This is a genomic window from Achromobacter sp. ISS7 (assembly GCF_056523125.1).
Genome location: NZ_JAWRZD010000001.1, coordinates 4,498,412 through 4,510,603 on the forward strand (window position 1 = coordinate 4,498,412; position 12,192 = coordinate 4,510,603).

10 protein-coding genes are annotated in these 12,192 nt (G+C 70.2%); all 10 read left to right on the top strand.

The window, feature by feature from the left end:
• The first annotated feature begins 15 nt into the window (after positions 1–15).
• The 10 genes from aceK (at position 16) to AC1HFW_RS20440 (ending at position 12,137) form a co-directional block, all read left to right on the top strand.
• Positions 16–1,890, top strand: a complete 1,875-nt coding sequence (gene aceK / locus AC1HFW_RS20395; RefSeq protein WP_479285068.1) for a bifunctional isocitrate dehydrogenase kinase/phosphatase — start codon at positions 16–18, stop codon at positions 1,888–1,890.
• A 33-nt stretch (positions 1,891–1,923) separates the two neighbouring features.
• Entirely contained in the window at positions 1,924–3,105 is a 1,182-nt protein-coding gene (locus AC1HFW_RS20400) for an acetyl-CoA C-acetyltransferase (RefSeq protein ID WP_479285069.1), read from the top strand.
• Positions 3,106–3,340: 235 nt separating this feature from the next.
• Positions 3,341–4,948, top strand: coding sequence for a carboxyl transferase domain-containing protein (locus AC1HFW_RS20405; protein ID WP_006392253.1), 1,608 nt, complete (start codon positions 3,341–3,343; stop codon positions 4,946–4,948).
• A gap of 54 nt (positions 4,949–5,002) precedes the next feature.
• Complete coding sequence (locus AC1HFW_RS20410) at positions 5,003–7,018, top strand: acetyl/propionyl/methylcrotonyl-CoA carboxylase subunit alpha (RefSeq protein WP_479285070.1); 2,016 nt, start codon at positions 5,003–5,005, stop codon at positions 7,016–7,018.
• Between the two features lie 58 nt (positions 7,019–7,076).
• On the top strand, positions 7,077–7,874 hold the full coding sequence (locus AC1HFW_RS20415; protein WP_479285071.1) for a helix-turn-helix domain-containing protein: 798 nt from the start codon (positions 7,077–7,079) through the stop codon (positions 7,872–7,874).
• Between the two features lie 70 nt (positions 7,875–7,944).
• Positions 7,945–8,361 (top strand): VOC family protein, encoded by a 417-nt coding sequence (locus AC1HFW_RS20420; RefSeq protein WP_479285072.1) that lies wholly within the window; start codon positions 7,945–7,947, stop codon positions 8,359–8,361.
• Between the two features lie 151 nt (positions 8,362–8,512).
• Complete coding sequence (locus AC1HFW_RS20425) at positions 8,513–9,745, top strand: MFS transporter (RefSeq protein ID WP_006392249.1); 1,233 nt, start codon at positions 8,513–8,515, stop codon at positions 9,743–9,745.
• A gap of 127 nt (positions 9,746–9,872) precedes the next feature.
• The gene (locus tag AC1HFW_RS20430) at positions 9,873–10,643 is read left to right on the top strand and encodes an IclR family transcriptional regulator (protein WP_006392248.1); all 771 of its coding nucleotides are present in this window, start codon (positions 9,873–9,875) and stop codon (positions 10,641–10,643) included.
• Entirely contained in the window at positions 10,636–11,799 is a 1,164-nt protein-coding gene (locus AC1HFW_RS20435; RefSeq protein WP_479285073.1) for a thiolase family protein, read from the top strand. The genes AC1HFW_RS20430 and AC1HFW_RS20435 overlap by 8 nt, the downstream gene beginning before the upstream one ends.
• On the top strand, positions 11,796–12,137 hold the full coding sequence (locus AC1HFW_RS20440) for a Zn-ribbon domain-containing OB-fold protein (protein WP_479285074.1): 342 nt from the start codon (positions 11,796–11,798) through the stop codon (positions 12,135–12,137). The genes AC1HFW_RS20435 and AC1HFW_RS20440 overlap by 4 nt, the downstream gene beginning before the upstream one ends.
• Positions 12,138–12,192: the final 55 nt, after the last annotated feature.

Consider the following 12,192-nt stretch of genomic DNA (forward strand, 5'->3'; position numbering starts at 1 on the left):
CGGAAGTCGTTTGCCATGATCCGCACGTCCGACGTCCAGCACATCGAGCAGGCGCCCGCGCAGGGCCCCTCGCCGCTGGACGTCGCGCGCCGCATCCTGGCCGGCTTCGACCGCCACTACGCGCTGTTCCGCTACAGCGCGCAGCGCGCCAAGGCGCTATTCGAATCCGGCGACTGGCACGGCATCCAGCGCCTGTCGCGCGAACGCATCGAGTACTACGACATGCGGGTGCGCGAGTGCGCCAGCCAGCTCGAGGGCGTGCTGCGCGGGCGTCCCGAGGGCGCGGTCGGCGCCCATGGCGGCAATGGCGCCGCCGGCGGCAACGGTGCCGCCAGCCCGGCGCTGACCGAGGCGCAAACCGCCTACTGGCAGCAGATCAAGCAGGAATTCGTCGGCCTGCTAGGCGAGCACCGCCAGCCCGAATGCGCCGAGACCTTCTTCAACTCGGTGTCGTGCCGGCTGCTGCACCGCGATTATTTCCACAACGATTTCCTGTTCGTGCGGCCGGCCGTGGCCACCGACTACCTGGACAGCCGCATGCCGTCGTACCGGGTCTATTACCCGGTGACCGAAGGGCTGCAGAAGAGCCTGATCCGCATGGTGGCCGAGTTCGGCCTGGCGCTGCCGTTCGAGGACCTGCCGCGCGATACCCGCCTGCTGGCGCGCGCCGCGATCGGGCAGTTGCGCCGGCAGCTGCCGCGCCACGTCGGCCGCCGCATCGCCAGCGACTGCCAGGTGCACGCGCTGGGCTCGCTGTTCTTTCGCAACAAGGGCGCCTACATCGTCGGCCGCCTGATCAACCAGGGCACCGTCTACCCCTTCGCCGTGGCGCTCACGCGCAACCCGGCCGGCCAGGTGAACCTGGACGCGCTGCTGCTGGGGTCCGACGACCTGAGCACGCTGTTCAGCTTCACCCGGGCCTATTTCCTGGTCGACATGGAAACGCCGGCCGCGGTGGTCAACTTCCTGGCCAGCCTGCTGCCGCGCAAGCCCAAGGCCGAGCTGTACACCATGATCGGCCTGCAGAAGCAGGGCAAGACGCTGTTCTACCGCGACTTCCTGCACCACCTGACGCATTCGCGCGACGCCTTCGACATCGCGCCCGGCATCAAGGGCATGGTGATGTGCGTGTTCACGCTGCCGTCCTATCCCTATGTGTTCAAGCTGATCAAGGACCGCATCGACAAGGACGGCATGGACCACGCCACCGTGCGGCGCAAGTACCAGATGGTCAAGCTGCACGACCGCGTCGGCCGCATGGCCGACACCTGGGAATACTCGCAGGTGGCGCTGCCGCGGGCCCGCTTCGCGCCGCAGCTGCTGGACGAACTGCGGCGCCTGGTGCCCAGCCTGATCGAGGAAACCGGGGACACCGTGGTCATCCGCCACGTCTATATCGAACGCCGCATGACGCCGCTGAACCTGTACCTGAGCCAGGCGCCCGACGCGCTGCTGGAGCCGGCCGTGCGCGAGTACGGCGACGCCATCCGCCAGCTGGCCGCGGCCAACATCTTCCCCGGCGACATGCTCTACAAGAACTTCGGCGTGACGCGGCTGGGCCGGGTCGTGTTCTACGACTACGACGAAATCCAGCGCATGACCGAAATGAATTTCCGACGGATTCCGCCCGCCCCCAACGAGGAGGCGGAAATGGCGTCGGAACCCTGGTATGCGGTCGGACCGAACGACGTCTTCCCCGAGGAGTTCGGCCGTTTCTTGCTGGGCGACGCGCGCGTGCGCGGCGCCTTCCTGCGCCACCATGCCGACCTGCTGGAACCGGAATGGTGGCAGGCCTGTCGCGCCCACGTGGCGCAAGGCCGGATCGAAGAATTTTTCCCTTACGATACGGACAGGCGCCTGCGCCCGGCACCCGCCGGCGCGGCCTCGTAAAAGACGCTGTCCCGACCCTCACAGGAGCTAGTCATGTCAGACCCCATCGTTATCGTTTCCGTCGCCCGCACGCCCATGGGTGGCATGCTCGGCAGCCTGTCCGGCCTGGCCGCGCACGAACTCGGCGCGATCGCCATCAAGGCGGCCGTCGAACGCGCCGGCGTCAAGCCCGAGCAGATCGAAGAAGTCATCATGGGCAACGTGCTGCAGGCCGGCCAGGGCCAGGCCCCGGCGCGCCAGGCCGCGCTGGGCGCGGGCCTGCCGCTGGGCGTGGCGTGCACCACCATCCACAAGGTGTGCGGTTCGGGCCTGAAGGCCGCCATGTTCGGCCATGACCTGCTGGCCGCGGGTTCGGCCAACATCGTCGTCGCCGGCGGCCAGGAAAGCATGAGCAATGCGCCCTACCTGATGCTCAAGGGCCGCCAGGGCTACCGCTACGGCCACAGCACCATCTATGACCACATGGCGCTGGACGGCCTGGAAGACGCCTACGACAAGGGCAAGGCCATGGGCGTGTTCGCCGAGGACTGCGCCGCCAAGTATTCGTTCACCCGCGAGCAGCAGGATGCCTTCTCGCTGGAATCGCTGCGCCGCGCCCGCGCCGCCAGCGAGGACGGCAGCTTCAAGTGGGAAATCACCCCCGTCACGGTCGCCGGCCGCAAGGGCGACACCGTGATCGACACCGACGAGGCCCCCACCAAGGCCATGCCGGAAAAGATCCCGACGCTCAAGCCGGCGTTCAAGAAGGACGGCACCGTCACCGCCGCCAACTCGTCGTCGATCTCCGACGGCGCCGCCGCCATGGTGCTGATGCGCGCGTCCACCGCCGAGAAGCTCGGCGTCAAGCCGCTGGCCCGCATCGTGGCCCACAGCCAGCACTCGCAGGAGCCGAACTGGTTCACCACCGCCCCCGTCGGCGCGCTCAAGAACCTGTTCGCCAAGACCGGCTGGAAGGCCGAGGACGTGGACCTGTACGAGATCAACGAAGCCTTCGCGGTGGTCACCATGGCCGCCATGGCCGACTTCAAGCTGCCGCACGACAAGGTCAACATCCACGGCGGCGCCACCGCCCTGGGCCACCCGATCGGCGCCTCCGGCGCGCGCCTGATGACCACGCTGATCGGCGCGCTGCGCAAGACCGGCGGCAAGCGCGGCGTGGCCACGCTGTGCATCGGCGGCGGCGAAGCCGTCGCCATGGCGATCGAGATGGTCTAAGGCGGGATGTTCGGTAAACGGGCCGCGGCCCGTTTACCGAACCGGATTCCGTTGCGTCTTTCTTGCATGGCAGTGTCCGCGACGGGTCGGTCGCGGGCCGTGCGGGAGAGGCGCAACGAAATCCGGACAAGCAACAAGAATCATCGACAACCAGGCCCGGACCACCGGGCGGCGAGACAAACCGCTCGACCCCGAGCGCCTTCAACATCCCAATCAGCAGGACGGGTGGTACCCCATGCCCATCATCGAATCCCGCATCAATCCGCGGTCGCAGGACTACACCGACAACGCCCGCGCCATGCAGGCGCAGCTGGACGACCTGAGCCAGCAGCTGGCGCAGACCGCGCTGGGCGGCAGCGAATCGTCGCGCGCCAAGCACGTGGCGCGCGGCAAGCTGCTGCCGCGCGACCGCGTCGAGCAACTGATTGATCCGGGTTCGCCGTTCCTGGAACTGTCGCCGATGGCGGCGCACGGCATGTACGACGGCGACGCGCCGGGCGCGGGCGTCATCACCGGCATCGGCCGCATCGCCGGCAGCGAATGCGTGATCGTCTGCAACGACGCCACCGTCAAGGGCGGCACCTACTACCCGATGACGGTCAAGAAGCACCTGCGCGCGCAGGAGATCGCCGCGCAGAACCGCCTGCCGTGCGTCTACCTGGTCGATTCCGGCGGCGCCAACCTGCCGCAGCAGGACGAGGTCTTTCCCGACCGCGACCACTTCGGCCGCATCTTCTACAACCAGGCGCAGATGTCGTCGCAGGGCATCGCGCAGATCGCGGTGGTGATGGGTTCGTGCACCGCCGGCGGCGCCTACGTGCCCGCCATGAGCGACGAGTCCATCATCGTCAAGAACCAGGGCACCATCTTCCTGGGCGGCCCGCCCCTGGTGAAGGCCGCCACCGGCGAAGAAGTCAGCGCCGAAGACCTGGGCGGCGGCGACGTGCACACGCGCCTGTCGGGCGTGGCCGACCACCTGGCCGCCAACGACATGCACGCGCTGCAACTGGCGCGCGGCGCCGTGGCGCGCCTGAACCGCCAGAAGCCCGCGCCGCTGGCCACCGTGCCGGTGCGCGAACCGCGCTACGACCCGGCCGAACTGAACGGCATCATCCCCGCCGACACGCGCAAGCCGTATGACGTGCGCGAGGTCATTGCCCGCATCGTCGACGGTTCCGAGTTCGACGAATTCAAGGCGCGCTTCGGTCCCACGCTGGTGACGGGCTTTGCCCACATCCACGGCATGCCGGTCGGCATCGTCGCCAACAACGGCATCCTGTTCTCGGAATCGGCGCAGAAGGGCGCGCACTTCATCGAGCTGTGCGCGCAGCGCAAGATCCCGCTGGTGTTCCTACAGAACATCACCGGCTTCATGGTCGGCCGCAAATACGAAAACGAAGGCATCGCGCGCCACGGCGCCAAGATGGTCACCGCGGTGGCCACCGCCAACGTGCCCAAGTTCACCGTGCTGATCGGCGGCTCGTTCGGCGCCGGCAACTATGGCATGTGCGGCCGCGCCTATTCGCCGCGCCTGCTGTTCATGTGGCCCAACGCGCGCATCTCGGTCATGGGCGGCGAGCAGGCCGCCAGCGTGCTGGCCACCGTCAAGCGCGACGGCATCGAGGCGCGCGGCGGCCAGTGGTCCGCCGCCGAGGAAGACGCCTTCAAGTCGCCGATCCGCGAACAGTATGAACGCGAAGGCCATCCGTACTACGCCACCGCGCGGCTGTGGGACGACGGCATCATCGCGCCCGCCGACACGCGCCGCGTGCTGGGGCTGGCATTGTCGGCGGCGCTGAACGCGCCGATCGAAGACACGCGCTTCGGCGTCTTCCGGATGTAGAGCGCGCCGCGCGCTCTATTTCGACCCACGAAACATCCCAGTCTGGATAACGCCATGTTCGATACCCTGCTGATTGCCAACCGCGGCGAAATCGCCTGCCGCGTCGCCGCCACCGCCCGCCGCCTGGGCATCCGCACCGTCGCCGTCTATTCCGACGCCGACGCCAACGCCCGCCACGTCGCCGCCTGCGATATCGCCGTCCACATCGGCGGCCCCGAGCCGCGCGCCAGCTACCTGCGCGCCGACGCCATCCTGCAGGCCGCGCGCGATACCGGCGCCAAGGCCATCCACCCCGGCTATGGCTTCCTGTCGGAAAACGAAGCCTTCGCCGAAGCCGCCGAACAGGCCGGCATCGCCTTCGTCGGTCCGCCGGCGTCCGCCATCGCCGCCATGGGCAGCAAGTCCGCCGCCAAGTCGCTGATGGAGAAGGCCGGCGTGCCGCTGGTGCCCGGCTATCACGGCGACAACCAGGATCCGCAATTCCTCAAGGAACAGGCCGACGCCATCGGCTACCCCGTGCTGATCAAGGCCAGCGCCGGCGGCGGCGGCAAGGGTATGCGCGTGGTCGAAGCGTCGGGCGCGTTCCTGGACGCGCTGGCCTCGTGCCAGCGCGAAGCCGCCTCCAGCTTCGGCGACGACCGCGTGCTGATCGAGCGCTATCTGCAGAAGCCGCGCCACATCGAGATCCAGGTGTTCGCCGACACCCACGGCAACTGCGTCTACCTGTTCGAGCGCGACTGCTCGGTGCAGCGCCGCCACCAGAAGGTGATCGAGGAAGCGCCCGCCCCCGGCATGACCGAGGAACGCCGCCGCGCCATGGGCGAGGCCGCCGTGGCCGCCGCGCGCGCGGTGGGCTACGTCGGCGCCGGCACGGTGGAATTCATCGCCGAGCCCGATGGCCGTTTCTACTTCATGGAAATGAACACGCGCTTGCAGGTGGAGCATCCGGTCACCGAGATGATCACCGGCCACGACCTGGTCGAATGGCAGCTGCGCGTGGCCGCCGGCCAGCCGCTGCCGGCGCGCCAGGAAGACCTGCGCATCCACGGCCACGCCATCGAGGCCCGCATCTACGCCGAGAACCCCGAAAAGGGCTTCCTGCCCTCCATCGGCACGCTGGCCTACCTGGGCCTGCCGGCCCACGTCGCCTTCGCCAATGGCGACATCCGCGTCGACGGCGGCGTGCGCACCGGCGACACCATCACGCCGTTCTACGACCCCATGATCGCCAAGCTGATCGTGCACGGCGCCGACCGCGACCAGGCCCGCGCCCGCATGCTGCAGGCGCTGGCGCAGACCCAGGCGGTGGGAGTGCAGACCAACGTCGCCTTCCTGGCGCGGCTGATGCGCGACAGCGCCTTCGCCGCCGCGGATCTCGACACCGGCCTGATCGAACGCCAGCGCGCCACGCTGCTGCCCGAGCCGGTGCCGGCCGACGCCGCCACGCTGGCGCTGGCCACGGCTGCCGTGCTGGCCAGCCAGGGCCAGGCGCAATCGGCGCCGCATGCCGCCGCCCCGGCCGATCCGTGGGACGCGCGCGACGGCTGGCGCCTGGGCGGCCGCTACCAGCGCACCCTGCAATGGATCGACAACGGCGAGACGCGCCACGTCACCGTCGCGCGCCAGGGCGCCGGCTGGACGCTGGACAGCGGCAGCGGCGCCCAGCCCTTCGCCTGGCGCGCCGAGGACGGCAACGGCCCGGCCCGCGTGCTGCGCATCACCCTGGACGGCCGCGAGCGCGCCGGCACGGTCGTGCTGCACGCCGACAAGGCCCATGTCTTCGGCGACGGCGGCGCGCGCGTGCTGGACCTGTACGACCCGCTGGCGCACGCCCAGGACACCCAGGGTGACCACGGCGGCGGCCTGACCGCGCCCATGCCGGGCAAGATCATCTCCATCGCCGTCAAGGCCGGCGACAGCGTCACCAAGGGCCAGCCGCTGCTGGTGATGGAGGCCATGAAGATGGAGCACACCATCTCGGCGCCGGCCGACGGCAAGGTCGAGGAACTGTTCTACGCCGTCGGCGACCAGGTGACGGAAGGCGCCGAACTGGTGGCGATCGGCGCCTGAACGCGCGCGCCGTCGCCGGTTCCCGCGGCGATGGCGTGTCTTTCCGCAAGAGGCATGCATGGCCAGCCAGATGTCCTGCGAGTTGATCCAGGTCGCGCCGTCGGCGCGGCTGGCCGGCATCGTGTCGCACCTGACCGGTTACCGCGAAGGCGGGCAGGGCGCCGGCATGCAGTGGCTCGAAAGCGCCCCCCTGACGGTACCGCTGGTGATCAGCTTCGGCAGCCCCTTCGGTATCGGGCTGGGCCGCGCCGACGGCCCGGCGCCCTGGTCCAGCTTCGCCTCGGGCCTGTATGCCGGCCCGGTGTTCGTCGCCTCCGACGGCGCCGCCGAGTGCCTGCAGGTCGACTTCACGCCGCCCGGCGCCTACCGCTTCTTCGGCGGCATGGTCGAGGACCTGGCGAACCGCCTGGTCGACCTGGGCGACGCGCTGGGCCGCGACGGCCCCGCGCTGCGCGAACAACTCGGCAACCTGCCCGACTGGCCGCGGCGCTTCGCCCTGGTCGAAGCGTTCATCGCCCGCCGCCTGGGCCGCGCCCCATCGGAACCGGTGGCGCACGCCTACCGGTTGCTGCTGCGCGAACACGGCACGCTGCGCATCGGCGCGCTGGCCGCCGAGATCGGCTGGAGCCGCAAGCACCTGCTGCAGCGCTTTCGCGCCGAGATGGGCCTGGGCCCGAAGGCCCTGGCGCGCATGCTGCGCTTTCACCAGGCCTGCCGGCTGGCGCAACAACCCGGCAGCGAATGGGCCCAGGTGGCGGCCGCCGGCGGCTATGCCGACCAGGCCCACCTGGCGCGTGAATTCATCGACCTGGCGGGCGAATCGCCGCAGGCCTGGGCGCGGCGCCAGGCCGGGTAACAAATCTTCAAGACCCGGCGCGCGCGTCGGTTCATCATGAAGGTTCCCCCTTGCCCCCAGGAGCCAGCCAATGAACCCGACACCCCAAGAACCGCCCCGCCTGTTTCCCACCCTGCGCTGCCAGGACCCGGACGCCATGATGCGCTGGCTGGCCGACGTGGTCGGCTTCACCGAACTCGCGGTCTACCGCGACGGTGCCGCGGTGCAGCACGCCGAAATGGCCCTCGGCAGCTCCATCCTGATGCTGGGCCAGCACCGCGACGACGACTACGGCCGGCAGATCGGCGACCCGCAGGGCCGCCGCACCGACGCGCTATACCTGGCGGTGGACGACCCCGACGCCCTGTATGTCACGGTGAAAGCCAGCGGCACGACCATCGTGGCCGAACCCTACGATTCGCCGCACGGCAGCCGCGACTTCGCCTGTCGCGACCCCGAGGGCAACCTGTGGTACTTCGGCACTTACTGGCCCAAGGCCCAGCGATAGCCCGACGGCCAGGTGTGGCCGGCTAGGTGCGGCCGGCCAGGCGCGGCCGGCAGGCGGGCATTCCCGCGACTCTTAGTTTCCCGTCAGCCGGTTTTCCCTAGAATGCGGGATTCCCATCCCCGCCCGCGCATGCGCCGCGCGTTCCGCCCCGATGCCCGCCCCCGACTCGCCCAGTCCGCTTTACCGTCCCGCCTTCCTGCATTTCCTGTTCGCGCGCATCGGCGCGTCGCTGGCCTTCCAGATCGTTTCGGTAGCGGTGGGCTGGCAGGTCTACGCGCTGTCGGGCAGCGCGCTCGACCTGGGCCTGATCGGGCTGGCGCAGTTCCTGCCGATGGCGGCGCTGACGCTGGTGGTGGGCCACGTGGCCGACCGCTACGACCGCCGCAAGATCGTCGCCATCTGCATGGCGGTCGAGACCCTGGCCACGCTGCTGCTGGCCATCGCCGCGCTGCACGGCGTTGGCGGCAAGACGCTGATCTACGCCACCCTCATCATCATGAGCTCGGCGCGCGCCTTCGAGGCGCCTACGCTCACCACCCTGATTCCCGCCATCGTGCCGCGCGAATGGCTGCCGCGCGCCACCGCGCTGTCGTCCTCCGGCGGCCAGATCGCGCAGATCGCCGGCCCGGCGCTGGGCGGCATCGGCTACGGCCTGGGGGCCGGCTGGATCTACTGCGTGGCGGCGGCGCTGTACCTGTGCGGCTTCGCCTGCATCGCCAGCATGTCGATCGACCGCGCCCCGCCGCGCCGGGAACCGACCACCTGGCGCACGCTGTTCGCCGGCATCACCTTCATCTTCCAGCGCCGCATCCTGCTGGGCACGCTGTCGCTGGACCTGTTCGCGGTGCTGCTGGGCGGCGCCACCGCGCTGCTGCCGATCTTCGCCAAGGACATCCTGCACGCCGGTCCCTGGGCGCTGGGCGCGCTGCGCGCCGCGCCGGCCTGCGGCGCCATGCTGATGTCGCTGACGCTGGCCCGCCTGAGCCTGGGCGAGCACGTCGGCCGCCTGCTGTTCGGCGCGCTGATCCTGTTCGGCCTGGCCACCACCGTGTTCGGGCTGTCCACTTCGATCCCGCTGTCGGTGGGCGCGCTGGTGGTGCTGGGCGCCGCCGACGCCATCAGCGTGGTGGTGCGCTCGTCGCTGGTGCAGCTGAACACGCCCGACCACATGCTGGGCCGCGTCAGCGCGGTCAACACGCTGTTCGTCGGCGCCTCCAACCAGCTGGGGGAATTCGAATCCGGCGTGATGGCGGCGCTGCTGGGCGCGGTGCCGGCGGTGGTGGTGGGCGGCCTGGGCACGATTGCGGTGGCGGGGCTGTGGATGCACTGGTTCCCGGAACTGCGCAAGCTACGCACGCTGCATCCCGAATCCGAACCGGCCTGAGCTCGCGCCGCTCACCTCGCCGCATGCCGATTGTTGCTGGGCGAAAATTTGTTGCGACGCAACTTTACCCACTCCGCGACCCTGCCTATCTTGTGACCATGTTCAGCCATCGGGTCCCGCCGCTGCCATGTCTTCACCGGATACAAGCCTTGTTTCTGCGACGAAAAAGGTCTGCCGCGTCCTCGCCAGCCTGTCGAACCGGCGCGTCCAGCGCCTGACCGACATCGCCCAGGCGGCGCAGCTGGACGTGTCCACCGCGCTGCGCATCCTGAAGGACCTGGAAGCCGAGGGTTTCGTGGAGCGAGACCCGGTCAGCAAGCACTACATGCTGGGGCCGCAGGTCTACGCCATGCATCACGCGATGGTCGACGGCCTCGACCTGCGCGCCCTGGCGCGGCCCGCGCTGATCCGCCTGGCGCGCAAGTTCGGCGACACCGTGATCCTGTCGATGCCGACCGGCTGGGAATCCGTCTGCCTGGACCTGTGCTTCGGCGACTATCCGATCCGCGCCAACTACCTGGAGGTCGGCAGCCGCCGCCCGCTCGGCATCGGCGCCGGCAGCCTGGCGCTGCTGGCGGCCATGGACGACAGCGAGGCGCAGGCGGTGCTGCCGCCGGTGCACCAGCGGTTGCGGGAACGCTACCCGCGCTACGGCGTCGACTTGATGGAACAGATGACGGCGCGCGCCCGCAAGCTCGGCCACGCCATGCTGCTGGACGTGGTGGTGGAAAAGATGGGCGGCCTGGGCGTGGCCGTGCGCGGCCCCAGCGGCCGCGCCATCGCCGCGCTGAGCGTGGCGGCCCTGAGCGAGCGCGTCGAATCGCGCGAACAAGAACTGGCCCAGGCCCTGGCGGCCGAGGCCCGCGCCATCGAACGCGCCTGGATGCCCCATGCCTGACCTGCACCCCACTTACCTGCGCCACGCCTACCTTCTGGCCGCGGCCACCACGCGCTTCGGCCGCCACGAGGGCCGCCCGGCCCTGGACCTGATGGCCGAGGCCGCCAACGCCGCGCTGGCGCAGTCCGGCCTGCGGCGCGCCGACATCGACGGCGTGCTGTGCGGCTACGCCACCACCTTTCCGCACCTGATGCTGGCCACGCTGCTCAGCGAGAAACTGGGCCTGGAACCGCACTACGCGCATGGCATGCAAATGGGCGGCGCCACCGGCGCGGCCATGGTGATGCTGGCGCGCGAACTGGTGCGCGCCGGCCGCTGCCGCCGCGTGCTGGTGGTGGCGGGCGAGAACCGCCTGACCGGGCAGGCCGTCGATGCCTCGATCCAGACGCTGGCGCAGGTCGGCGAAGCCGATACCGAAGTGCCCAACGGCGCCTCGGTGCCGGCCTACTACGCGCTGCTGGCGTCGCGCTACATGCACCACACCGGCACCCGGCGCGAGGATCTGGCCGAGTTCGCCGCGCTGATGCGGCGCCATGCCGCCAGCCACCCGCATGCGCATCTGAACGAAGCCATCAGCGTGGACCAGGTGCTAGCCTCGCGGCCCATCGCCACGCCGCTGCACCTGCTGGACTGCTGCCCGATCTCGGACGGCGCGGTGGCCCTGGTGGTGGGCGCGGACGAAGGGCCGGTGCGCATCAGCGGCGCCGGGCAGGCGCACCGCCACCAGCACCTGTCGGCGCTGCGCGACATCCTCGACACCGGCGCGGCGCGGGCGCTCAAGCTGGCCTATGCCGACGCCGCCATCGGCCAGGACCAGGTCGACTACCTGGGCATCTACGATTCCTTCACCATCACGCTGGCCATGCTGCTGGAAGAACTGGGTTTCGCGCCGCGCGGCGGCGCCGCCGCACGCGCGCGGCACGGCGACTTCGATGCGGCCGGGCCGCTGCCGCTGAACACGCACGGGGGCCTGCTGTCGTTCGGGCATTCCGGCGTGGCGGGCGGCATGGCGCACGTGGCCGAGGCCTGGACGCAACTGGCGGGGCGGGCGGGCCCGCGGCAGGTCGGCGCGCCGCGCTGCGCGCTGGTGCATGCGGACGGCGGCGTGCTGTCCGCCCACGTCAGCCTGGTGCTGCAAGCGGAGGCCGGCCGATGAACCCGCATGATCCGCTCGACCTGCAACGCTGCGAAGACTGCGGTGCCTGGTGGGCGCTGCGCCCCTACGCCTGCGCCCATTGCGGCGGCACCCGCCTTGCATGGCAGCGCAGCGGCGGCGTTGGCGAAGTGCTGGCGCGCACCGAGATCCACCGCGCGCCCGACGCCTTCTGGCGCGCGCATGTGCCCTACGTGCTGGTGCTGGTGCGCCTGGACGAGGGCGCGGTGCTGATGGGCCATGCCGATGCCGGCATCGCCATCGGCCAGCAGGTCCAGGGCCGCGCGATCACGATCGACGGCCGCGTATTGCTCGGTTTCGAGGCGCGCCGGCCGCCTTGAAGCGCCGCCGGCAACACCATCCCCCCAAGCAAAACAACATATCCGCACGACGGAG